The organism is Mesorhizobium ciceri biovar biserrulae WSM1271, from assembly GCF_000185905.1.
In the GTDB taxonomy this organism is placed as follows: Bacteria; Pseudomonadota; Alphaproteobacteria; order Rhizobiales; family Rhizobiaceae; genus Mesorhizobium; species Mesorhizobium ciceri.
In genome coordinates this window covers 4839757-4863051 of the sequence record NC_014923.1, presented here as the reverse complement: position 1 = coordinate 4863051, position 23295 = coordinate 4839757, and the positions used below count along the sequence as shown (strand labels likewise).

Here is a 23295-nt window from a genome sequence, read left to right as displayed (position 1 = left end):
TCAAACAAGGAGATTGGAAGTCGATCCCGATCGCGTCGGGGTCGATCAGCACGATGCGTCTACGGCAGGACGTGCTGGGTCACCCTCCAGTCGGGCAGACCATAGCCACCCAGCCACGGCCACACTTCCTTCTGGTTGAAGTAGACAACCGAAGTCAGCGCCGGGAACTCCGCGTAGGATTTGCGGGAATCTTCCTGCCATTTCGAGACATAGTCCTGCTTCCCGACATAGCCGAGTTCCGCAACGATGATCGGCTTGTTGAACACTGCAACGCGGTCATAGCCGGGCTTCAGCAGCTCAGCGAAGGTGCGGTCGCGGCCGGTCTCGTCATCATCTTTTTTCTGCAGACCGAACACCGACAGGCCGATGACGTCGACATAGTCGTCGCCGGGGTAGTATTTTTCCAAACCCTCTTCGCCTTTGGGCGACCACATGTACTTGGCTGCGGGGGCAGCCTTGCGGCAGATGTCGACTTCGCGCTTGTAAGCGGAGATCCAGTCCTTGGGAGCCCAGTTGGCCCAGGTGAAGCGGCCGTTCTTGTCTTCCATTTCCTGCGCCCAGCGAATGGTCACCGGGCTCTTCATCTGTCCCACCAGGTCGCAGATCGCCTGCATGTTGGCGTCATATTTGCCGCTCAAAATGCCGTCGCGCAATTCGGGCGGGGTGATGCGCCAGTCCTTGGACCAGGTCCACGGCTCAACCGTGATCAGCAGCGAACGGCCGCGCTGCAGCGCATAGGCGTCGGCGAGTGGCAGCGTCGACAGATCGACGTCTTCCCAGGGCAGGAACAGCTCTTCGATGCTGGCGCTCTTGTCGGCGCTGAAGTCGCCGTAGGGATCGTAGGATCCGAACGCCGAGGCGGCGCTGCTCGTCTGGACGGGGTCCGTCGCGGCTACTGAGCCAGCGCCTCCTGCCGTGGGGAACGCGGCGCTTCCGCCCAATGCCAGCGCGATTGCAAGTGCTTTTACTGTGGAGTGTTTCATGTCGATCTCCCATGGCCCCAACCTCTTGCGGAAGTTAAGGCTTCGCCCGTGCGCATCGATGCTTGATCGACACGATTACCCAAAACCGATCGGCTCTATTTGGCAGAATCTGCGGGATTTCGGAGCGACCCGTTGGCGGATGTGCGAAACCTGACACAGAGCCACCCAAAAAATTATCTCTCAAGGCCCTATACAGGGGGCGCTCGAGAGAAAGTTCGCCGCGATACTCACAAATTCGCGTCAATATCCCGATATATCATCCCTGGCTAATTTAAGAGCCGGTCGCGACCAAGAGTCAAGTGCAATTAACGGTTGCTTAACCATGTGCGCGCGACATGGTTAACGCTGCTCTCAAAGTTCGATCCTTGCCGGACAGCTTTGGCCCATCGGCGAATTCTCCAGCGCTGAAAAATTTGCGGCTCATCGTTCACGTGCTGGTCGGTGGAAACTGTTCCACCGGACTATCCTTAACCAGTTCTGAAGAACCGTAGTTAAGAAATAACTAATTTAGTTGACTCTAAGGATGCCTGAGCGGATTCTGCTGCTGGGTTAGGCTCATCGGCCGTCGTTTGGCTGATGCTCGGGTGGCGGCAGTAAAGTGTATGAGTGTTTCCGCGGACGTGGGGATCATCGGCAGTAAGACCATGCCGAAACGGGGGCGTGGGGCAGCTCCGGGCAAGGCGGCGGAGAAGCCTCCTTTTCTGGTGCCCGTGCTGTCGGCCGCCCAGAAGCGGATCTGGAAGCTAGGACTTGCCTGCTGGTCGGTAACGTTCGGATTTTTCTGGTTCTGGTGGCTGCAGCCCGGGCACATCGAACACGTTATCCCATACATGCTGGCGACATTGACGCTCGTATGGCTGACATTCATGCCGATGTATTTTCTCTTGAACGTGCATGCGATGAAAAAGCCGTCCAGGCTTCACACGATCCCGAAGCATTCGCGTGTCGCGATGGTGGTGACCAAGGCTCCGTCAGAGCCGTTTTCCGTGGTTGCGCGAACCCTCGAGGCAATGCTGGCGCAGGACTGTCCGCATGATACCTGGCTGGCCGACGAGGACCCGTCCGAGGAAACGATTGCCTGGTGCGATGCCCATAACGTCATGATTTCGACGCGGCGCGGGCGGGAAGATTATCACCGCAAGGTGTGGCCCCGCCGGACGCGCTGCAAAGAGGGAAACCTGGCCTTCTTCTACGACCACTATGGTTATGAACGCTATCACTTCGTCGCTCAGATGGACGCGGACCACGTCCCGACACCAACCTATCTCAGGGAAATCCTGGTCGCCTTTGCCGACCCGGCGGTTGGCTATGTATCGGCGCCGAGCATATGCGACAACAATGCCGCTGAAAGCTGGTCGGCACGCGGCCGGCTGTTCCCGGAAGGGATGTTCCACGGACCTTTGCAGTCCGGCCACACGGGCGACGGAACGCCGCTCTGCATCGGCTCGCACTATGCCGTGAGAACCGCAGCGCTCAAGCAGGTCGGCGGCCTTGGCCCGGAACTGGCCGAAGATCACTCGACGTCCATGCTGTTCATTGCGGCTGGTTGGCGCGGTGTGCATGCCATAGACGCCATTGCCCATGGCGACGGCCCGCAAACCTTTGCCGATCTTGTCACGCAAGAGTTCCAGTGGTCGCGGAGCCTGATGACGATCATGCTCGAATACTCGCCCATATACCTTTCCAAGGTATCGCCACGGCTGAAATTCCAGTTCCTGTTCCGCCAGCTCTGGTATCCGCTTTTCGCCGTATTTTCGCTTCTCATGTACATCATGCCGATATACGCACTTATTACGGGTCAGAATTTCGCCAATGTGACGTATATTGACTTCCTTCTATACTATGCGCCGAACTCGATTTCGCTGATTGTGCTGGTGATGCTGTTGAAGTCCTTCGGGCTGTCGCGCCCACTGACCGCCAAGACGATCAGTTGGGAGGGAATGTTGTTCTCATTCTTCGCTCGTTGGCCGTGGGTGCTGGCGGGCACGCTGTCGTCGATCCGCGATTATCTGACCAAGTCGTTCGTCGATTTTCGCGTTACCCCCAAGGGCAGCGGCCCGAAAAACCTGCTGCCTGCCCGCGTTATTGTTCCCTATGTGGTGCTTGCAATGGGAGCTTCGCTGCCGGTCCTTCTTGTAGACCGCGCCTCGGACGCCACCGGCTTCTACTGGTTCGCTGCCTTCAATGCGTTCGTCTACGGATTGCTTGTGGTCGTGATCATCACCAGGCACCTCGTGGAGAACAAAATTTCGTTGCGTTGCAATGCCGCGAAACTCACCTTGCAGGCCTCGCTCGCTGGCGTTGCGCTCTTCGTCCCGGGCGCCGCGTTCTGTGACCGCGGCCTGGAAGGCATATATGGGCTCCAGCAGGGGGCAGGCGGTATGCGCATCGTCAGCGTGGCCTACCCGGTTTCCGGAGCCGGGCGCGGCGGGAGCGGAACCCGCACATTCCATCTTGACCCCGCCTGGAATCCGCCACGCTGACGCCGACAGGCGTCCGTGCGCAAACAACTCCCCTGAACCGCATTTGCCTTGATAGCCGGCCGGCAAGCTGTGGCAGGACCAGGCACGAGCCCAAAAGGTCAAATTTTAATAATATCCGGTCGAGTGCCGAAAGACCGCGCTCATCATATCGTTTGCATGATATTTAATAAGTCTCCCCTAATATACAGCCCATGATGTGAGTGGCGATGGGTCACTCGCGTGGTGCGGAAAGCAAATAAGAGCAATATATCTCCGCGCTCCAGCGACTTGTATTTCATGGCAGGGATAGCGATGAACAAAATAATGGAAAGAGGGGCAAGGCTCGGCAAGAAACATGCCTGTGCATTTGCCGCGGTTGCATTGATCTCGATGATGTCCGGTTGCCAAAGCATGGATGCCACCAAGACGAGCTCGATCGGCACCAAGCCCGTGGTTCATTCGCTTGGCCAGAGGGTGCACTACGCCAAGGACAAGCGGCTGCATCTGATCAACCGCAAACCGCTCACCAAGATGACCAACGTGACGCGTACGAGGGAGGAGGCCTATGCGGCCTTCGTGCGGCCGCAGCGGGTCGGCAGGCCGGCGACGGTGAAGGTCTCCTACAGTCTGGGCAATGGCGGCCCGCTCCTGGGTCATTCGCCCTGGATATGTGGTCCGAGCGGTTTCGGCCAGCGCGCCAGCTGCCGTTCGCGTTACTAAGCCATCAGACCTGAAGCGCGGCCGATTTGACTGCTGCCGGGTCTTTGCCGGGGGGCGCGAGTGGAGGGCGGGAGGTTTGCGCAGACGTTGCGCTTTGCCTCTTGCCCTCCAACCGCCATGCGTTCGTTAGGCGCGGACCTCCGTGGCATTCCGATCAGGTCACGATGCTCGGCCCGGGGCGTGCCAGCCGTCATTGTCGCCGCCCGGCGGCCGTGGCCGCGCGACATAGGCCGATGCTCCGTTCGCCTCGTGATAGACGCGTGCCAGCATTTCCGCCAGCACGCCCGACGTCACCATCTGCACCCCGGCGATGAGCATGAAGAAGCCGGTGAACAGCATCGGGCGTGTTCCGATGTCTTCGGCGAAAAACAGCTTCAGGCAAAGCAGGTAGGCAAGGATCAGCGAACCCAGCGCGCCAAGCACGATGCCGATGCCGCCGAAGAAATGTCCCGGCCGTGTGCGATAGCGCATGAAGAAGTACATGAACACCAGATCGAGCACGACCCTGAAGGTGCGCGAAATGCCGTATTTGGACTGGCCGTGGATGCGGGCATGGTGCGTCACCACCTCCTGCGCGATGCGTCTGGGGGTCGTCACCGTGGCCAGCCATGCCGGGATGAAGCGGTGCATCTCGCCATAGAGCTTGACGCTGCGGATGACGTTGCCGCGATAGACCTTGAGGCTGCAGCCATAATCCTTGAGGCGCACGCCGGTGACGCGCGCGATCAGCGCGTTGGCGATGCGCGAGGGCAGCCTGCGCATGAAAAAACCTTCCTGGCGGTCCTTACGCCAGCCGACCACCAGGTCGAGATCCTCGCTCAGCAGGCGATAGACCATGCGGGGGATGTCGTAGGGATCATTTTGCAGGTCGCCGTCGATCGTGGCGATGACGTCGCCGCGCGCCGCGTCGATGCCGGCCTGCATCGCGGCGGTCTGCTTGTAGTTGCGCACCAGTTCGACCGCATGCACATGCGAGCCGTAATGCGCTGCAAGGCGCCTGATCTCGCTCACCGTCGCGTCGGTGCTGCCGTCATCGACCAGCACGACCTCCCAGGGCTGGTCGTAGCGTTCCATCGCCTGGTGGATCCGTGCCAGCAGCGGCTCGACGTTTTCGGCCTCGTTGTACATGGGGACGACGATGGACAGCGTATGGTTCGGCATTACCGCGCCGTCAGGCAGTCCCGAAGCAGGGATGGGCAATACGTTCATTGGGATGGCTTCCTTGCAGGTCCGACAGCCGGATTTCCCGGCAGCGTCGATTTCGAGGGAAACAGCCAGGCGATCGCACCCGTGGCGATTGCCGAGCAGAAGATGAACAGGTGCAGCGCCAGCGCCGCCTGCAAGCCATTCTTCATCGTGATTCCGGAGGTGAGCAGCGCCGCCGCTGCTCCCGCTTCATAGGTGCCGAAGCCGGCGACGCCTTGCACCGGCAGTATGGCGGCTCCTTCGGCCCCAACGACGCCTGGAAAGGCGGTCGAAAAGGATGTCCCCAGCAGCATTGCCAACAACCATCCCTGCACAGTGAGCTTCAGCGACCAGTTCGCGATCGTCCACCACCAGCCATAGCGCGAGCGTCCGGTTGCTTCGGTGAACACATCTCGGAGCTTGCCGAGCTTCGCCACGATCTTGCCGCGGCCGGCCCAGTCATGCGGTGCACGCGCCCAGCGCGGCAGGTACCAGGCGGCGACGATCAAGACGGCCCCGCCCGCAATCCTAATCGCCGGATGCAGGCCCGGCCACACCGCCAGGGCGAGCACGCCGACGACGAAAGCGTCCTGCAGTCTGAACCACAGCAGTGAGGCGCTGGCGCGCATGATCGGTATGCCGAAGACCTGGCGCAGGAGCAGGGGAAAGGCCGTCTCGCCGCCGCGAAAGGGCACGACGTTGATCATCGCATTGTGGATCAGAATGACGCGCAGGCAGGCGCCGAAGCGGCCATGCACCTCGTCGCGGAACTCGTCGCAGACGCGCAGCGCACGCAAGACATAGGTGGCGAAGAACGCGATCGTCGCCACGGCGAAGGTGCCGGGCGTGATGCGGGCAAAGGCGTCGCCGACCATGCGCCAGCGCGAGTCGCTGGCGAGCCAGGCCAGCAGGGCCAGCGTCACAATGATCGAAATCGCTCGTTTCAACAATTCCTCCGGTCGCAACCGTCGAATTCCGCCAGCCGTAGAGATATTTGACCTTGCTGGCCGGCTTGTCTCGCTTAGCTTGCTGCGTTGGGCAGGCGAGGGCGGGTCGGCAAGGTCGCTGACCGTCGCCGGATTTCCAACGTTTGCCTGATCCCCAGCCCATAAGCCCAACGGCCTGACCAGATCAAGGCCGGCTGATTTCATAAATCAGGAGGTTGTCCGAATCCAGCCGCTTGGTCCCGATCTTGTTGAGATAGTCGATCACCCCGTCATGATGCTCGATGAACGGCCGTTTCTGACTGTCTTCGGCATCCTTTGCCACGCCGAACCAATCCGCGCCTTGCGTGCGAAGTTCCTCAAGCTGTGCTATCGCGATGGCATCGTCCTCGACGAACCTGGACCACTCCACGTCGCCGCCACCAGGCGGAAACACCCACCCGCGCGCCCTGCTGTAATAGACTGCGACGGGATCTCCCACCTCCGGAGCGATGGCCACGACAAGATCGCCAGGTTGGGCCCTGCGCGCCAGCTCGTCGCCAAGCAACTTTCCATTCATGGCGAAGGGCGCCTTCATCGTCCGGACGAGGGGAAAAGTCGACCAGACAAGCATAGCGGCCACGATGCAAATCGACCGCAGAATTATCCCAGGAGACGGAACGGTTTTGGCTCCAAGCGTCGCCAGGACGACCGCGCCACGGCCGCAAAACATCGCAAATGGCACATGGAATATATGATAGTTCCATGGATTGGTCGTGATCTCACGTGCCGCAGCGAGATAAACAACAGAGGCCGCTGCAAGCCATATGAAAGGTATGGCCGAAAGAGCGCGTTCTTTCGATTCCGCGACTGGCTGGGGCGGTATCCAGAATCCGACCGCCATCAAAATCATGAACGGATAGCCATAAAACCACCAGACCGACGTGTTCCAAACAGATTTGAAATAGAAATCGTTGCTGAAAAACGTCCAGAATCCAGAATCCCAGATGTATCCGCTGCCCGCGACATGAAAGGGCGGATAGGTTCGCCCGAGATAAATGGCCCAGCTGTAGTAGGCGCCGATGACGAACAGGCTGACCAGTCCGCTTATGAATACTTTGGCCGCATGCTTTCGCCGATTTTGCAAAAGCCAGCAAACCATCAGATAGAATATGACGCCTCCAGCAGCCAAACCCGGTGGTTTTGCAAGCACACCGAGGGAAAAGCTGGCTGTGGCGAAAGGGAGCAGCCACGCGCTGCCTCCCGTCCAGTATTTCGTGAAAAGCCAGACGCCCAAGGTTACCAGAGCCAGCATCGAGGGGTCGGGAAGAAACGAGCTGTCGATCATGATCGCCGCCGGCATCAGCGCATAGGCAAGTGCCGCGGCGTGGGCGTGCGTCTCGCCCCAGCATAGCGCCGTTAATCTGTGCAGTGAAAACACCGTCACCAAGCCGAAAAGGGCCGCAATCATGCGGCCGAACCAGTCGTGCCAGCCAAAGAGTTGGTAGAGTATGGCGGTCAGATAGCTGACGATCTGGAACTCGCGGCCCTGATAGCTTGGCCCGGGCCCGGTCCAGCTGACCTCGGGGAAGAAGATGTTCCAGCTGCGCTGCTGGAAATTGTCGGCCATCATCGCGGTACTTGTTTCGCGCCAGCTGAAGGCATCGACCAGCGGCAAGGTTATGTTGTGGAACCTGAACAGGATCGCAATGAACAGTATCCCCAGCAAGATCGCCATGTTGGGGCTCACGGTGTTGCGAGCAGTCGTTTCCCGGACGGTCGACTGCTGCCGGTATTGCTGACCTTCGGCCTGGTTCAATTCCGGGTCGCCCGCCATTTGAAACCGCGTCCTCCCTGACGTCTGCGGATGTTGCTTTTGAGTGCGATTGTCAGAGTTGGCAGAGCATATGACACATTTCTTAATTTTGACGACAGCGGGATGCGCACATCTGGAACGGTTGTTGTCCGTCCGCTCGCAAAGGTTGACATCACCGTTCTCGCGACTGTTAAATAGTTCATACGGCTGTCAGAGCGATGATAGTGCTACCTTGGGCAAAACGGGCATGCGAACGCCAATTGTACTGACAGCTCTGACCGGATTGCCACCGCATGGTGTCGACGGTCGACGCAAACATTGTCGGTTCGCAACTTGTATGCAACTCATGTTTCTCCTGGCCCTCTGCGGCCAGACGGCGCTTTCGGGAACGGCGCATGCGGCTGCCGCCAAAGACGGCAGACCAGCGGGAAAGGTCATCGCACCGGCTCCAACTGCCTACGAGCTGCAGCTTCTTTATGCCGACCGCACATGGATATGGAAAAACGGCGCGGCCTTTTTCGCGCAGGACAATCGACGTCTCCAGGCCTGGACGTCCGGGCAGGACACCACGTCTGTCGCGGAGGGTAGATGGCTGGTGACCAAGGATGGCAAGATGTGCATGGAGCTCGCCTGGCGATCGAAAGGTTACACCGGCGAGCAGCACCGCACCTGCTACAGCCACCGCATTCAGGGCCTGAATATCGAGCAACGCAAGGATCCGGACGGGGAATGGTACGGTTTCAAGCGATCTCCCGAGGATCCTTCCGACGAATACAAGAAATTCGAAGCAGGCGACACCAAGGGCGCGCAGTTCGAAGTGACCCGCAAGCTGGTCGATGCCAAAAAGTAGGCCGCGCTTCCGGCCGCGCTGAGATGGCCGGGCTGTTCTTCCCGTGCGCCTGTCGTGGAACCCGCGAATCGCTTATGGTTGAGTGGCTCGGCAGGCGCTCGGCGCGCCGAGCGCATTTAGTCGCATTCAACTGCATCGCCTGGACGACAAGACGATGGCCTGCCATACGGTTTTGATGAAATTTAATAATTAGTGATATCTAATATAACGTGTGATGTGCGAGTGGTCACTCATGCGGCGTGGAAGCGGCCCAAGTATAGTATGTCGCAATGCGCCCCTGGCTTATACTTGATAGCAAGGGACAGAGGATGAGAAATTCCGCGAGCGTATTTCGCTCAAGCAAGAATGTCGTATCTATTGCCGCGGCTGTGGCGCTGAGCTCTATGGTTGCAGGTTGTCAAGGTATGGACGCAACTGAAACCGGTTCGGTCCTTATCAGGCCCATCGTCCACCCGGTCCGCAGTCAGCCCTCGGTCCAGCCCGTGCAGGCCAGATTTCTCGTGCGCTCGCTCCGGGCCGACCTTCCGATCCAGATGACAAGCACAATAGGGACCGAAAGTGCCTACGCCTTTGCACCGCCGCAACGGATCAAAGCCAGCACGCCGGCGCCGGTGAACATCTCGTTCAATCCGGGCGATGGCAGCACGTTCTCGGGCGGCTCGCCTTATATCTGCAGCCCTAGCGGATTTGGCCAGCGCGCGAACTGTCACCCCCGCTATCTCTGACCCGTCGGGCGACGACCGGCGCTGCCGCCCTCACTGGCGGCAGTTTCATGGGCCTGGTCTTCAGTCCGAAAAAGGGAGCGGCCGTCCTGACAATCGTATCGATGTCTGAAAGCTCCGGCACAAAGCCAAGATGTTCGCGTGCGCTTCCCGGGTCGGCGTAGAGCTCCGCCGGATCTCCGGCGCGTCGGCTCCTGAACACTGCCGGAACCGGCCTCGACGTGATTCGGCCGACCGCCTTGACAATCTCCTTGATGGAGACGCCCCGCCCTGTGCCGAGATTGACCGCAAGGCTTCGCCCGCCACCCTCGATATGCATGAGCGCTTTCAGGTGGGCGCGGGCCAGATCGGTGACGTGGATATAATCCCTTACGCAAGTGCCGTCCGACGTGTCGTAGTCGGTGCCGAAAACCTCGATCGCGTCGATGATGCCCGATGCGGCCATGAGCACTCTGGGAACCAGATGGGTTTCCGGCGAATGCCACTCACCGAGCTCGCCATCGGGATCGGCGCCACAAGCGTTGAAATAGCGCAGGATCGCAAATTTCATTCCGTACGCGGACGCATAGTCGCCGATGATCTGTTCACCCATCAGCTTGGTGCGCCCATAGGGGCTGATCGGATTTTGCGAGGAGGTCTCGCGAACCGGCAACGCCTCCGGCACGCCGTAGGTCGCACAGCTGCTGGAGAAGATGATGTTTTCGATCGAACTCGCGCGTGCGGCATCGAGCACCGCGATGGTGCCTGTCACATTGGTCGAATAATATTCGGCCGGCTCGCGAACGGACTCTCCGACATAGGCCAGCGCAGCAAAATGGATCACGGCCGTCGGCCGGTGCGTTTCCATCGCCCGCCGCAGTGCATCCCGATCCCGGATATCGCCGACGACAAGCGGCCCCCAGGCGACGGATCTCTCATTGCCGCGGCTCAGATTGTCGAAAACCACCGGCATGTAGCCGGCGGCGGCCAACTGCTTGCAGGTGTGGCTGCCGATGAAGCCGGCTCCACCCGTCACCAGGACCGCCGGCCGGCTCATGAAGCAGCAGCTCCTCTGGCGATGTGACTTCCGTAGAGCAGGGTATCAAAATACTCGACGGTACGCGCGAGCCCCTGGCTCAAGCTGATTTTCGGCTCCCAGCCGAGATTGGCCCTGGCAAAGGAGATGTCCGGCTTGCGTTGCCTGGGATCGTCGACGGGCAGCGGCCGATGCACGATCTTCGATCGGGCGTTGGTGTAATCGACGACCAGCGTCGCCAGTTCCATGATGGTGAATTCGGCAGGGTTGCCGAGATTGACCGGGTGGGCGGGCGCGTTCGGCGCATTCATCAGCCGGATAAAGCCCTCGATCAGGTCGTCGGCATAGCAGAAGGAGCGCGTCTGCTGGCCGCTGCCATAGACGGTCAGGTCCTCGCCGCGCAGCGCCTGGACGATGAAGTTCGAAACCACACGTCCATCGTCGGGCTGCATGCGGCGACCGTAGGTGTTGAAAATGCGGGCGACACGAATATCGAGACCATAGGTTCTCGAATAATCGAAGAACAGGGTTTCGGCCGAGCGCTTGCCTTCATCGTAGCAGGAGCGCGGCCCGTGCGTATTGACGTTGCCGAAGTAGCTCTCGGGCTGTGGATGCACGAAGGGATCGCCATAGACTTCGGACGTCGAGGCCTGGAATATCTTGGCCTTGTTCTGTCGCGCGAGTTCCAGAAGGTTCAGCGAGCCAAGCACGCTTGTCTTGAAGGTGTGGATCGGATCTGCCTGGTAGTGCGGCGGAGAGGCTGGGCAGGCGAGATTGTAGATCTCGTCGCACTGAAGGTCCGAAGGCAGTGCATCGACGATGTCGTGCTCGATGCAGCTGAAGCTCGGATTGCGCTGAAGGGCATTGAGATTGTATCTTTTGCCGGTGTGGAAATTGTCCAGCGCGACAACGTCGTATCCGTCCCGCAAAAGACGTTCGCACAGATGCGAACCTAAAAATCCCGCTCCTCCGGCGACAAGGGCGCGTCGTCGGCTTTGGCTGGCGTCCTTTTGGCTGCCGGATTCCAGTTTCAGAACCTTGACAAGCTTAGTCATGCTTTCCTCATACGCACCGAACACGCTACCGCCGGGCCGGGACAAAGCATCGCCCGGCCACGTTCCTGAGAACGTGGCAAACCTCCGCATCTGCGGAAGCGCCATCACTGATGTGCGTCAATTGTTCTTGGCTTTCGCGAAGCTGGTGCGACTACACAACCTCCGTGCTGCCGCTCAGCATTCTCCGCGCCCCGAAATCGCGATCACACGCCCGGTGTCACCATCGATTGCTCGCCCAAATTGCACATCCCAACGCATCGAAAATATACCTGTGGAAATTATAGTCAACCAAATTAGCAATTCCTTAACCAAATGCGCTCGCGAATGGTTAATCATGAAAGCGGCTACGGCCTCTCGGACCGAAGCATGGCGCACAAGGCAAATCCTGTTTATGAATCAGCATATTGGCTCGATCGACGTCAATATGTTGCCGGACGCGCCAAGCTGTTCCTTGAGGTAGAATCAAAACCTGACAGCAAGAACGGCCAAGAATGAGCCGACAGCAATGTTCAGCGCGGCGCGCGAAATACACGGCTTAATTTTTGAGCGCATAGGTAGAACGTTATCGGCATTGTTGCGCAGCCACGCCGCCAATCTGGTTGCGCTCGCACCCCGTACGGTCCACCTCCAGGGTGGCTGCCGCAACTGGCCATCGCCTTTTGGCCGTCGGGGCGCTATTGGCAAGGTCACGATACGCCATGGTGATGTGAATGCGCTTTCTGTTTGTCCTGATCCTGCTTGTCGGCGCCGGCGTCGGTGTCATCTATCCCTGGGCGATGAGCAATTTCTCCGGGCACGAGATCGGCACCTGGCGGGTCTATGAGCAAGGCCGTTTCAAGCCGCTGACGGTGCCGCTCTCCGGCCGCGATGCGCCGGTGCGGGTGCTGGTCGACCTGACCGCAAGAGCCGAGCGCATCGTCTCGCAGCAGCGCACCGTGCTGACGCTGACCGCCGCCAGCAATGGCCGCACGGTGCTCGCCTCGACGCTGCAGTTCAACCATTCCGACAATCCTCGCCAGGCCAGCCCGCAACTGCCCGACAAGATCTTTCGCGACGAGGCCGGCGTCATCGCGACCGTCAGCCCGGGTCCCTACGTCTTCACCGTCGGACCGGGTGATGCCGACGACATACCGATGCGGGCTGTCGATCTCATCCTGCGCTCCGGCGCAGGCGAGATCGACAGCCGTGCACGGCCGGTCGGCTTCGCGCTGATGGCGATCGGCCTGATCGGATTTTTGCTGACCTTGCGCACTCGAGGCGGTCGGCCGGAAAATCCGAACTCTCAGCCGCCACCGCCGCGCTGGGGCAGGGGCTGATGCATGTCGCCCAAAAGTGTGCAGCGGTTTTGGGACAACGACATGCATAACGGCACAAAACGATGAACTACCGCCACGCCTACCATGCCGGGAATTTCGCCGACGTCGTCAAGCATGTCGTGCTGACGCGCTTGCTCGAGTATCTGAAGCAGAAGGACAAGGCGTTTCGGGTCGTCGACACCCATGCCGGCATTGGCCGCTACGATCTGTCGTCGGCCGAAGCGCAGAAGACGGGTGAGTGGCAAGGCGGCATCGGCAGGCTGATCGATGCCCCGTTTGCCGCGCCGGTGGCAGCACTGCTCGCGCCTTATCTGGAGACAATACGGTCGCTCAACCCTGAGGGTGGCATCCAGAAATACCCGGGCTCGCCGTTGATTGCGCGCCATCTCATGCGCAAGCAGGACAGGCTGACCGCGATCGAGCTGCACCCCAAGGATGCCGCGAGGCTGAGGACGTTCTTTGCCGGCGATTTCCAGGCCCGGATCATCGAACTCGATGGCTGGCTGGCGCTCGGCGCCCATCTGCCGCCGAAGGAGAAGCGCGGCCTTGTTCTCATCGATCCGCCATTCGAGGAAGCGGGTGAGTTCGATCGCCTCGTCGACGGGCTCATAAGGGCGCACAAGCGCTGGCCAGGCGGCATCTACGCGCTCTGGTATCCGATCAAGGACCGCAAGGCGATCATCGCTTTCCGCAAGGCGCTGAAGCAATCGGGCATCCCGAAGCTGCTCGACATCGAATTCGAGATCAGGCCGGCCTCTTCGGAACCCAGCCTCGACGGCAGCGGTCTGCTGGTGGTCAATCCGCCGTTCACGCTGGAGGGCGAGTTGCGGACGCTGCTGCCGGCCCTGCACAGGCTGCTTGCGGTGGGGCGGCCGGCGCACTGGTCGTTGGAATGGCTGGCCGGCGAGCAGGCTTGAGGCGGGCTCATTGACGACCCGGGACCCGCGCTCTTTTGGATCCGGGCATGAACGTGCCAGAGCCATTCCGGTGCCGTGTAAATTCGGCTTTGGTCAAAAAGCAGTTTCAAACTGGGAAACCATTGTCAACGCAACCGCTTGACCGCCGCCGAGCGAATCCGCACAGTGCGCACAATCGACCTTGAGAGGCTGCCATGACTCGCTTCGCCAAATCCGCTCTTGCCGCCCTGATTTCGCTCTGCACCCCGCTTGCCGCGCCTCTCGGTATCACCCAGACCGTGCAGGCCGCCGATCTTACGGTCTATTCCGATGAAGACAGCGGGGTCTGCGGTCAGCCTTGGGTACTGAACAAGATCACCAGCCGCTTTTCCTATCAGGTGCATCACGTGCCGCATCTGCCGGATGTGCAGATCACCGATTTCCGGCGCATTCACCAGCATCGCTATCTGGCGGCCGACGATACCTGGCCGATCGGTCGCCGTTATTGCGGGGCCACCGTCAGCCTGTCCGACGGCCGCGATCGCACCATCTGGTACCTGATCGAGGAAGGCCAGGGCTTTGCCTCGATCGGCGACAATGTCGAATTCTGCGTCTCGGGCTTCGACCGCTGGATGGTCTACAACGGCCGCTGCCGCATTCTGCGCTAAACCCGGTTTCCCCTTCCAATCTCTTTCGCGCCTGTGGCTTGATCGGCTGCAGGCGTTTTTCGTGCCGCGTTGACAGCTGGCGCGATCCGTCGCATATGTATGAGACAGACCTGTCTCACCACTCGGTATGCGCCATGACACCATCGCCCGTTTCCGATAAGCGCCAGCACGTCGTTGAAACGGCCTACGTGCTGTTCAAGCGCGCCGGCTTCCATGCGACGGGTATCGACCGGATCATCGCCGAAGCCGATGTGGCCAAGATGACGATGTATCGCCACTTCCCCAGCAAGGACGAATTGATCGTCGAGGTGCTCGACTATCGCGCTATGCGTTTCGACCGCCAGCTCGACCGGCTCGCCCAGGAGGGCATTCCGCCGGAACAGAAAATCGGAAGGATTTTTGACTGGCATGCACTCTGGTTCCGCAGCGCCGATTTCCATGGCTGTCTGTTCGCACATGCATTGGCCGAGTTCGGCGATCCCGGGCATCCGGTTTTCAAGGCCGTTGTCAGGCAGAAGAACGGCCTCAAGCGGCGCATGCGGTCTATCCTCGAAGAGATGATGCCGCGCGGCCGCGCCGAAAGCGTGGCGGCGACACTGCTTATGCTGATCGAAGGTGCGACCTTGCTGGCGCAGATGGGGCCGGCCGACGCCGCCATTCGCGACGCCCGCAAGGCGGCCATGGGCATCGTCGCTGCTTCGCGTAAGTCCCAATGAGCCCGCTGGTCATCGGGCTCGCATTGTTTGCGGCGATCCTGCACGCAACCTGGAACGCGTTCCTGCGCACGGGGGCCGACAGGTTGTGGACCGTCACCGTCATGAGCTTTTCCAGTACGGCGCTCGCCATCCCCTTAGCCTTCTTCCACGCCCTTCCGGCCGCGCCGGCCTGGTCCTACATTGTGCTCTCGGCCTGCCTGCAGGTTGGCTACAGTTTGTTTCTGGTGGCCGCCTACAGATATGGCGAGCTGGGACAGGTCTATCCGATCGTTCGCGGCAGCGTGCCGCTGCTCGTCACGCTCGGCGAGTTCTTCCTGGCCAACCAGCAGCTCACTCTGCCGCAGACCATCGGTGTCGCGCTGGTCGCGGGCGGCATCATGGGCCTTTCTCTCGGAAGGGGCAGGGCCGCCACGACATCGATACTCTATGCGCTGGCAACGGGAGCGATCATCGCCGCCTATGCGACGGTCGATGCGCTCGGCGTTCGGGCGGCGGGAAACGCCGGTGCCTATACCGCATGGGTGCTGGTGATCTACGGCGCGTTGCTGCCGGCGGCCTTCGTCGCCTGCCGTGGCCGGCTCACAGTCGACCTGGGTGCGCCGGAAACCTGGAAGGCGCTGGGCGGCGGCCTGTTTGCACTTCTGGCCTACGGTGTCGTGGTCGCGGCCTTCGCGCTCGGACCGGCCGGTCCGATCACCGCGATCCGCGAAACCAGCGTCGTCTTCGCGGCCTTCATCGGACGTCTGTTCCTCGGCGAGGTGCTGACGCCGCGGCGGGTCGGCGCCTGCGCCATCGTCGCGCTCGGCGCCATCTGCCTCGGCTATCAGCCGTGACGGAAATGCGCATCGCGCAGTTTCTCGATTTTCCTGATGGCGCCGACAGGTAAACCGGCTAGTCTGGACTCCCGAGAGCGGCATTACCCTCGGGAGTTTTCATGGATCTCGCGACCTCGCTTGCCTTTGCGGCCGCCTTCTTCGTGTTCGCTGCCAGCCCGGGTCCGGACAACATGACGATCGTCGCGCGCACAATCTCCAATGGCGCCGCGTCGGGCATCGCCTACGGTGCCGGCACCGTGGTCGGCATCCTCATCTTCCTGATCCTCGCCGCCTTCGGCCTGTCGATCGTCGCCGCCAAGATGGCGATCGTCATGACGGTGCTTCGCTATGGTGGAGCGGCCTATCTGGTCTGGACGGGCATCAGGCTGTGGATGGCGGCGCCCGTCATTCCCGAACTGCAGCCCATCTCAGGACGGCGAGGGCTGTTGATGATTTTTGCCACCGGCATCGCGCTCAATCTTGGCAATCCGAAAATGCCGTTGTTCTACATTGCGCTGTTGCCTAGCGTCGTCGGCGCATCGCTCGACGCAGGTCATCTCGGTGTGCTGATGATGGTGATCGTGGCCGTCGAGGTCGTGGTGATCGGCGGTCATGTCGTCCTCGCCGGTCGCGCCCGCAGCCTGTTGCGCACACCAAGGATCGTACGCCGGGTGAACCGCGCGGCGGGCGGTGTGATGATCGGCGCCGGCGTTGCCGTTGTTGCCGCGCGCTGAGCGGATTGCCCAGTCATCACGCTATTTCCTGCGCGCCGCCGCCTCGGCCTGATCGAGGATCTTGCGCAGGAATGCGGCATGGCCGCGGAACGCGCGCCGTCCGCTCGTCGTCGCCCTGACGCGCGTCTGCGGCCGGCGGCCGACGAACAGCTTTTCGATGTCGACATAACCAGCCCTGGCCAGCGTATCGAGATGCGCACCGAGATTGCCGTCGGTGACGTCCACGATGGCTTTCAGCCCGGTGAAATCCAGCGTTTGCCGCCTTTCCAGCATGCTCAGCGCCGCCATGATCCTGAGCCGAGTGCTCTGGTGGATGATTTCGTCGGCACTCATCGATTGGCTCCGGCGCAGCCAAGCCGGAGGCCGCCGACAACCATGCTGCCGCCGTGGCGGACCGTCTTGGCAATCTCGAACGGCGACAGCGCCGCTTGCTCCTGTGCGATCGACATTGAAATGCTCCAGCATGCTGTACAGAATACTCTGCCATGTAGAGTTATCTGTCAATTCACGAGCAGGCCGATCTGCGTTCGTGCTTGACAAGACGATGCACCGATCGGCTGTCGCATTGCAGTATAGATCGTCCGCCTGCACGAGATGATCGCACCGATGAGGCAGCGGTCATGATATCGGCGACCGACGATCGACACGCAAAGCTGCTCGCTGATCTTCGGAGCTTCACGAGAGGAGCGCTTCCGCGGAGTGTGGAGAATGTCGGCGACACATTCTAGCCAATGGTCGAAGATCAGAAGTGAATTTCTGCGACGATCAGCACGATCATGTGCCGATCGTAACCGAAATTTAAGCTGCGAAAATCAGTCTATTGCTTCGCTGGCTAGCAAGCCGCGAGTCAGATATGCATGAGCGCGCCGGGTCATTACGGCCGTCGGCACAAAGGAAGGGGCATCGCATGGCTAAGCAGTCATCCAAAGCGCCGGCGTCCAAGGCACCGGCAAAGAAAGCACCCGCAAAAGCAGCGACGGCAAAGGTCGCAGCTGCAGTGAAGAAAGCAGCACCCGCTGCCAAGCCGAAGGCCGCGGCGGCCAAGGCAAAAGCAGCACCGGCCAAGAAGCCGGCAGCGAAAGCTGCGGCGAAACCGGCAGTGAAGAAGGCGGCACCCGCCAAGGCAGCGGCAAAGCCGGCTGCCAAGGCGGCACCGGCCAAGAAGCCTGCAGCGAAAGCTGCGGCGAAACCCGCAGCGAAGAAGGCAGCAGCACCTGCCAAGAAACCGGCTGCCAAGGCTGCACCAGCCAAGAAGCCGGCTGCCAAGGCTGCTCCGGCAAAGAAGGCTGCGGCAGCGAAATCTTCAGCGCCGGTGAAGAAAGCGGCACCTGCGGCCAAGCCGAAGGCAGCGCCCGCGAAGGCCGGCAAGAAGTAGTCGCGCTTCCCTCGCCGGGGGCGGTGCCGAAACAGTCAAGGGCGGGTGCCTCACAGGGCGCCCCGCTCGTTGTTTAGGCAGTCGGAAGGCGAGAACAGAGGCGGACGGAGGATATCTTTTCGCAGCTCCCAGGACTTCGCCATAGGGCGGAGTCCGGTGGGGCTTTTTTCGTGTCATTCATGCGGGTGATGAAACATCGGCGCGAGGCTCGTCGGTCTTGCCAGTCGGCTGGCGGCTTCGCGCGATCCCGGCAACCATGGTGATGAAGCACCGTCTTCATGGAGCGCTCGCTAAACGGCCCTGGCCGCTGCGTCGCTCTGGCGGCTGGGTTTTCCGCTTCTGGCCATTGCCCGATCGCGCCCGATCGGTCAACACTGCCGGCCTGCAAAACAGGAAACGGATCATGCCCAGACTGCTCTATGCGTCGTCTTCTCCCTACAGTTCCAAGGTACGAATGGCGGCAGCCTATGCCGGCATCGCTGTCGATCTGGTGCCGATCAAGACCGAGGAGAAGCCGGCCGACTTGATGATCGCCAACCCGCTCGGCAAGATTCCGGTTCTGGTGCTCGACGACGGTCGCTCCATCCATGACAGTCGCGCCATCACCCAGCATCTCAACCGTTTGTCGAAGAGCGCGCTTTTTCCACGCAATCCCGACAAGCGGCTCGAGGCAGAAGTGCTGGAGGCATTGGCCGACGGCATTTGCGACTGTGCGCTGTCGATGGTCTATGAACGGCGCACGCGGCCTGAGGAGATGGTCTATCAGCCCTGGCTCGATCGCCAGTGGGCGAAGATCACGGCGGCACTCGACCTGCTCAACGCCAACCCGCCGAAGCTGCCGAAAAAGATCACCGCCGGCCAGATGGCGCTGCGCGCCTGCCTTGGCTATCTCGCGCTGCGCTTTGCCGGGAAATGGGAGAAGGGTCGCGCCCGGCTGACGCGGTGGGCGGCACGCTTCGACGAGAAGTTTCCAGAACTGAAGCCCTGCATTCCCGGTTGACCGCCCATTACCCGAATAGATTTACCCGGAAATCACGCGAGCATAAAAAAAGCCGGGCGCGAGGCCCGGCTTTTTCGTGTCGTGGCTTGAACGACTTAGAACTTCATACCGACGCCGAAGGTGACGCGGTTGTCGGTGGCCTTGACCTTGCCGATGCCATCGAAGCTCTTGCTGCCGAAGTCGGTGTAACGATACTCGACACGACCGAAGACATTGTCGGTCAGCTTGATGTCGGTGCCGAGACCGGCGGTCCAGCCGAGCAACGTGGCGCGGTCCGAACCGTATACGTCGTCTTCGACCTTCAGGCTTCTTCCGGCGAGACCGCCGGTGCCATAGAGCAGGATTTCGGGGGTCACGGCATAGCCGAGACGGGCTCGCAACGAACCCTCGAAGCCGGCCTTGGAATTGACGCCAGAATCGTCGCCCTTGACGCCGTTGTAGCCGAGTTCGGCTTCAGCGCCGTAGACGAAGTTCTCTTGCTGCCACTGATAGCCGCCGAAGACGCTGCCGACGAAGCCCTTGGTGCCGACGTCAACATTGTCAACACCCAGATCCTTTTCCTTGGTATGGCCGCTGAAGCCATAGCCGACGTTGAGACCGGCGTAGGGGCCGGCCCACGAAGCGACGGGAAGTTCAGCGATCGGCGCAGGTGCCGGCGGCTCTTCCGAAACCACGTCAGCAGCATAGGCAGTTCCGCTGAGGGCGAAGAGCCCGAGCGCAACGGCCAGCGGCCGTGCGAATTTGAGATTGGCTTGCATTGTTCTTTACTCCTTAAGCCACAGGACACAGGCTTGTTTCTCACGATCGCCATCGACCCGTCCGGGGGGGAAACGGATCTGGCGTTCGTCGGTTCCAAATGTCGTGTCAAAATGCGGCTGAAGCGAACCTGAACTTGGGTCATTCCCCGGCGCAAATGAGGCAGAACCTTGACGTTGCATCTTCGCAACAGCGAAATGGCAGGAACCATCCGGTGCTGCGCTGCACACCGCTTGGTGCAAGGACTCCAGCACCCTATATTGCGGTCGGGCACGCCTGAGTCCAGGGCGGGCCAAGATGCCCAAACGGCCGTTTCGCCACAATGCTGCCCAAGGTGCGAACACCATTTAACGCATGCCGGGCCATATTTCGCCGGCACTGCTTTTTCGGGCCGAAATTGAGGATTGACACCATATGAGCAAAGCCACTGTCACGGCGCTGGTGACGGGCGGGGCCAGGCGGATCGGCAGGGCGATCGTCGAGGATCTCGCCGCGCACGGTTTTGCCGTCGCCATCCATTGCAACCGCTCGCGCAGCGAGGCCGATGCGTTGGCTGCCGAAATCATCGCCGGAGGTGGCCGCGCCGCAGTGGTCGCCGCCGACCTGACCGATATGGACGCCATCGATGACCTTATCGGCGAGGCGCAAGCAGCGCTCGGGCCGCTCTCGCTGCTGGTCAACAACGCGTCGCTGTTCGAGGACGATTCGGTTCTGGATTTCGACTGGCGGGCCTGGGACCGGCACTTTGCCGTCCATGTGAAAGCGCCCGCGCTCCTGGCGCAGAATTTCGCCCGGGCACTACCGGCAGGGCAGGAGGGCCTGATCGTCAACATGATAGACCAGCGCGTCTGGCGGCCGACGCCGCGCTACTTCTCCTATGCACTGTCCAAATCGACGCTGTGGACAGCCACCCAGATGATGGCGCAAGCGCTCGGTCCCCGCGTCCGCGTCAATGCCATCGGCCCGGGGCCGACATTGAAGAACGCGCGTCAGGACGACAGCGATTTTGCAGCCCAAGTCGATGGCTTGATCCTCAAGCGCGGCCCGGAATTGCCGGAATTCGGCGCCACTATCCGCTATCTCTGGGAAGCGCGCTCGGTCACCGGCCAGATGATCGCGCTTGATGGCGGCCAGCATCTTGCGTGGCAGACGCCCGATGTGACAGGCATGACGGAATGAGTCCTGTAGACCACAAAAGCAAGCCGCGCGGCGGCACCGACGATCTGCCCCCCGATATCGACCTCGAGGACGAGGCGGTCGAGGAAATCGTTGAAACCGTCGGTCCCGATGTCGCCTTCACCGCCATCGACTGGACGCCGCATGCCGGCGACGCGGAAGGCATGATCGGCGCCGAGGTGATCCAGACGCTGGTCAAGCGGCTGCCCAACGCGCCCGGCGTCTACCGCATGATGAACGCTGCCGGCGATGTGCTCTATGTCGGCAAGGCACGCAGCCTGAAGAAGCGCGTCACCAACTACGCGCAAGGCCGCTTCCACACCACCCGCATCGGCCGCATGGTGCGCGAAACGTCGACGATGGAGTTCGTCGTCACCCGCACCGAGATCGAAGCGCTGCTGCTCGAAGCCAATCTTATCAAGCGCTTGCGGCCGCGATTCAACGTCCTGATGCGCGACGACAAGTCGTTTCCCTATATCCTCTTGACCGGCGACCATGTCTCGCCGGGCATCTACAAGCATCGCGGCGCGCGCTCGCGCAAAGGCGATTATTTCGGTCCCTTTGCTTCGGCCGGTGCCGTTGGCCGCACCATCAACTCGCTGCAGCGCGCCTTTCTGCTGCGCAGTTGCACCAACTCGTTCTACGAGAACCGCACGCGGCCATGCCTGCTTTATCAGATCAAGCGCTGCGCCGGTCCCTGCACCGGCGAGGTCTCGCACCAGGACTATGCCGAGCTGGTCAATGAGGCGAAGGACTTCTTGTCCGGCCGCAGCCAGAAGGTGAAGACGGAAATCTCGGCCGCCATGCAGCAAGCGTCGGAAGCTCTCGATTTCGAGCGCGCCGCGATCTATCGCGACCGGTTGGCGGCCCTGTCGCATGTGCAGAGCCACCAGGGCATCAATCCGGCGACCGTCGACGAAGCCGATGTCTTCGCCATCCATCAGGAAGGCGGCCAGGTCTGTATCCAGGTGTTCTTTTTCCGCACCGGCCAGAACTGGGGCAACCGCGCCTATTTCCCCAAGGCCGATCCGGCGTTGGAAGCAGCCGAGGTGCTGGGCTCGTTCCTGGCGCAGTTCTATGACGACAAGCCGACGCCGCGGAACATTCTTCTGTCGCATGGCGTCGAGGATCAGGAATTGCTGGCCGAGGCGCTCTCCACCCGCGCCGGCCGCAAGGTCGCAATCTCCGTGCCGCAGCGCGGCGAGAAGAAGGACCTGACCGACAACGCTTTGCAGAATGCCCGCGAAGCGCTCGGACGCCGGCTGGCTGAAACCTCCACCCAGGGACGCCTGCTTGCCGGTTTCGCCGAGACATTCGGCCTGCCGAAGCCGCCAGTGCGCATCGAGGTCTACGACAATTCGCACATCATGGGCACCAATGCCGTCGGCGCCATGGTCGTTGCCGGACCGGAGGGGTTCGTGAAGAACCAGTACCGGAAATTCAACATCCGCTCGACCGAGATCACGCCTGGCGACGATTTCGGCATGATGCGCGAGGTGATGGAACGGCGGTTTTCGCGGTTGCTCAAGGAGCATGGCGATGTCCCGGCTGGGGATGCAGCCGACGGTTCGGCAGACGATATGGAGGACGATATCTCCGGCAGCTTCCCGGCCTGGCCCGATGTCATCCTGATCGACGGTGGCCAGGGCCAGATGACCGCGGTGCGCAAGATCCTCGCCGATCTCGGCATCGAGGACCGCGTGGTTGCCATCGGCATCGCCAAGGGCCAGGACCGCGATGCCGGCCGCGAGCGGTTCTTCGTCAAAGGCAGGGACTCGTTTTCCCTACCGGTCCGCGACCCCGTGCTCTATTTCGTCCAGCGGCTGCGCGATGAGGTTCACCGTTTCGCGATCGGCTCGCATCGGGCTCGCCGCAAGAAGGAAATGGTCAAGAGCCCACTTGATGAGATCAGCGGCATCGGTCCCGGCCGCAAGCGGGCATTGCTGCTGGCATTCGGCACCGCCAAGGCGGTCAGCCGCGCGGCCATCGAGGATCTGCGGAAAGTCGACGGGATTTCCGAGCAGGTGGCGAAACTGGTCTACAATCACTTCCACGAGAGTTGAAAAATCTGGCACTTTCATCTGGCCTGTCGAATCTGGCCTGTTGACCCCC

The 23295-nt window shown here is 61.1% G+C and carries 22 protein-coding genes; 14 read left to right on the top strand and 8 right to left on the bottom strand.

What is annotated here, in order from left to right:
- Window positions 1-59 precede the first annotated feature (59 nt).
- Window positions 60-983 carry a glycoside hydrolase family 26 protein gene (locus tag MESCI_RS23730; RefSeq protein ID WP_013532502.1) on the bottom strand — a complete coding sequence of 308 codons (924 nt, stop codon included), beginning with the start codon at window positions 981-983 and terminating at the stop codon, window positions 60-62.
- A gap of 602 nt (window positions 984-1585) precedes the next feature.
- Between MESCI_RS23730 and MESCI_RS23725 the strand changes: the two genes are divergently transcribed.
- Window positions 1586-3466, top strand: a complete 1881-nt coding sequence (locus MESCI_RS23725; protein WP_013532501.1) for a glycosyltransferase family 2 protein — start codon at window positions 1586-1588, stop codon at window positions 3464-3466.
- A 291-nt stretch (window positions 3467-3757) separates the two neighbouring features.
- Complete coding sequence (locus MESCI_RS23720; RefSeq protein ID WP_013532500.1) at window positions 3758-4165, top strand: hypothetical protein; 408 nt, start codon at window positions 3758-3760, stop codon at window positions 4163-4165.
- 159 nt (window positions 4166-4324) lie between these two features.
- Here the strand turns inward: MESCI_RS23720 and MESCI_RS23715 are convergent, their stop codons facing one another.
- The 3 genes from MESCI_RS23715 to MESCI_RS23705 form a co-directional block, all read right to left on the bottom strand.
- The gene (locus tag MESCI_RS23715; protein WP_244514345.1) at window positions 4325-5326 is read right to left on the bottom strand and encodes a glycosyltransferase family 2 protein; all 1002 of its coding nucleotides are present in this window, start codon (window positions 5324-5326) and stop codon (window positions 4325-4327) included.
- Between the two features lie 44 nt (window positions 5327-5370).
- Entirely contained in the window at window positions 5371-6297 is a 927-nt protein-coding gene (locus MESCI_RS23710; protein ID WP_013532498.1) for a lysylphosphatidylglycerol synthase transmembrane domain-containing protein, read from the bottom strand.
- A 184-nt stretch (window positions 6298-6481) separates the two neighbouring features.
- Window positions 6482-8110: an ArnT family glycosyltransferase gene (locus MESCI_RS23705; RefSeq protein WP_013532497.1), complete on the bottom strand. Its 1629-nt coding sequence runs from the start codon at window positions 8108-8110 to the stop codon at window positions 6482-6484.
- Window positions 8111-8336: 226 nt separating this feature from the next.
- Between MESCI_RS23705 and MESCI_RS23700 the strand changes: the two genes are divergently transcribed.
- Complete coding sequence (locus MESCI_RS23700) at window positions 8337-8939, top strand: DUF995 domain-containing protein (RefSeq protein WP_164919959.1); 603 nt, start codon at window positions 8337-8339, stop codon at window positions 8937-8939.
- Window positions 8940-9617: 678 nt separating this feature from the next.
- On the opposite strand, the gene galE is transcribed toward MESCI_RS23700, so the two are convergent.
- Both galE and MESCI_RS23690 read right to left on the bottom strand, forming a co-directional pair.
- The gene (gene galE / locus MESCI_RS23695) at window positions 9618-10697 is read right to left on the bottom strand and encodes a UDP-glucose 4-epimerase GalE (protein WP_013532494.1); all 1080 of its coding nucleotides are present in this window, start codon (window positions 10695-10697) and stop codon (window positions 9618-9620) included.
- Window positions 10694-11731, bottom strand: coding sequence for a UDP-glucuronic acid decarboxylase family protein (locus MESCI_RS23690; RefSeq protein ID WP_013532493.1), 1038 nt, complete (start codon window positions 11729-11731; stop codon window positions 10694-10696). The genes galE and MESCI_RS23690 overlap by 4 nt, the downstream gene beginning before the upstream one ends.
- Window positions 11732-12097: 366 nt before the next feature.
- On the opposite strand from MESCI_RS23690, the gene MESCI_RS33090 reads away from it, so the two are divergent.
- The 7 genes from MESCI_RS33090 (at window position 12098) to MESCI_RS23660 (ending at window position 16876) form a co-directional block, all read left to right on the top strand.
- The gene (locus MESCI_RS33090) at window positions 12098-12226 is read left to right on the top strand and encodes a hypothetical protein (RefSeq protein WP_272482885.1); all 129 of its coding nucleotides are present in this window, start codon (window positions 12098-12100) and stop codon (window positions 12224-12226) included.
- A 215-nt stretch (window positions 12227-12441) separates the two neighbouring features.
- Window positions 12442-13047: a hypothetical protein gene (locus MESCI_RS23685; protein ID WP_013532492.1), complete on the top strand. Its 606-nt coding sequence runs from the start codon at window positions 12442-12444 to the stop codon at window positions 13045-13047.
- Window positions 13048-13109: 62 nt separating this feature from the next.
- Window positions 13110-13964 carry a 23S rRNA (adenine(2030)-N(6))-methyltransferase RlmJ gene (locus tag MESCI_RS23680; protein WP_013532491.1) on the top strand — a complete coding sequence of 285 codons (855 nt, stop codon included), beginning with the start codon at window positions 13110-13112 and terminating at the stop codon, window positions 13962-13964.
- Window positions 13965-14158: 194 nt separating this feature from the next.
- A complete protein-coding gene (locus tag MESCI_RS23675; RefSeq protein ID WP_013532490.1) occupies window positions 14159-14611 on the top strand; it encodes a hypothetical protein in 453 nt (150 codons plus the stop codon).
- A 134-nt stretch (window positions 14612-14745) separates the two neighbouring features.
- Window positions 14746-15327 (top strand): TetR/AcrR family transcriptional regulator, encoded by a 582-nt coding sequence (locus MESCI_RS23670; RefSeq protein ID WP_013532489.1) that lies wholly within the window; start codon window positions 14746-14748, stop codon window positions 15325-15327.
- On the top strand, window positions 15324-16160 hold the full coding sequence (locus MESCI_RS23665; RefSeq protein WP_013532488.1) for a DMT family transporter: 837 nt from the start codon (window positions 15324-15326) through the stop codon (window positions 16158-16160). The genes MESCI_RS23670 and MESCI_RS23665 overlap by 4 nt, the downstream gene beginning before the upstream one ends.
- A gap of 101 nt (window positions 16161-16261) precedes the next feature.
- On the top strand, window positions 16262-16876 hold the full coding sequence (locus MESCI_RS23660) for a LysE family translocator (RefSeq protein ID WP_013532487.1): 615 nt from the start codon (window positions 16262-16264) through the stop codon (window positions 16874-16876).
- 21 nt (window positions 16877-16897) lie between these two features.
- Here the strand turns inward: MESCI_RS23660 and MESCI_RS23655 are convergent, their stop codons facing one another.
- Complete coding sequence (locus tag MESCI_RS23655) at window positions 16898-17209, bottom strand: transcriptional regulator (protein ID WP_013532486.1); 312 nt, start codon at window positions 17207-17209, stop codon at window positions 16898-16900.
- 574 nt (window positions 17210-17783) lie between these two features.
- Here MESCI_RS23655 and MESCI_RS23650 point away from each other — a divergent pair.
- Together MESCI_RS23650 and MESCI_RS23645 are read left to right on the top strand one after the other, a co-directional pair.
- Window positions 17784-18251, top strand: a complete 468-nt coding sequence (locus MESCI_RS23650) for a hypothetical protein (RefSeq protein WP_063167706.1) — start codon at window positions 17784-17786, stop codon at window positions 18249-18251.
- A 403-nt stretch (window positions 18252-18654) separates the two neighbouring features.
- Window positions 18655-19251 (top strand): glutathione S-transferase family protein, encoded by a 597-nt coding sequence (locus MESCI_RS23645; protein WP_013532484.1) that lies wholly within the window; start codon window positions 18655-18657, stop codon window positions 19249-19251.
- Window positions 19252-19346: 95 nt separating this feature from the next.
- Here the strand turns inward: MESCI_RS23645 and MESCI_RS23640 are convergent, their stop codons facing one another.
- Window positions 19347-20009 (bottom strand): outer membrane protein, encoded by a 663-nt coding sequence (locus tag MESCI_RS23640; protein WP_013532483.1) that lies wholly within the window; start codon window positions 20007-20009, stop codon window positions 19347-19349.
- 412 nt (window positions 20010-20421) lie between these two features.
- On the opposite strand from MESCI_RS23640, the gene MESCI_RS23635 reads away from it, so the two are divergent.
- Together MESCI_RS23635 and uvrC are read left to right on the top strand one after the other, a co-directional pair.
- Entirely contained in the window at window positions 20422-21186 is a 765-nt protein-coding gene (locus tag MESCI_RS23635) for an SDR family oxidoreductase (protein ID WP_013532482.1), read from the top strand.
- A complete protein-coding gene (uvrC, locus tag MESCI_RS23630; RefSeq protein ID WP_013532481.1) occupies window positions 21183-23246 on the top strand; it encodes an excinuclease ABC subunit UvrC in 2064 nt (687 codons plus the stop codon). Before MESCI_RS23635 ends, uvrC begins: the two co-directional genes overlap by 4 nt.
- The last annotated feature ends 49 nt before the right edge of the window (window positions 23247-23295 follow it).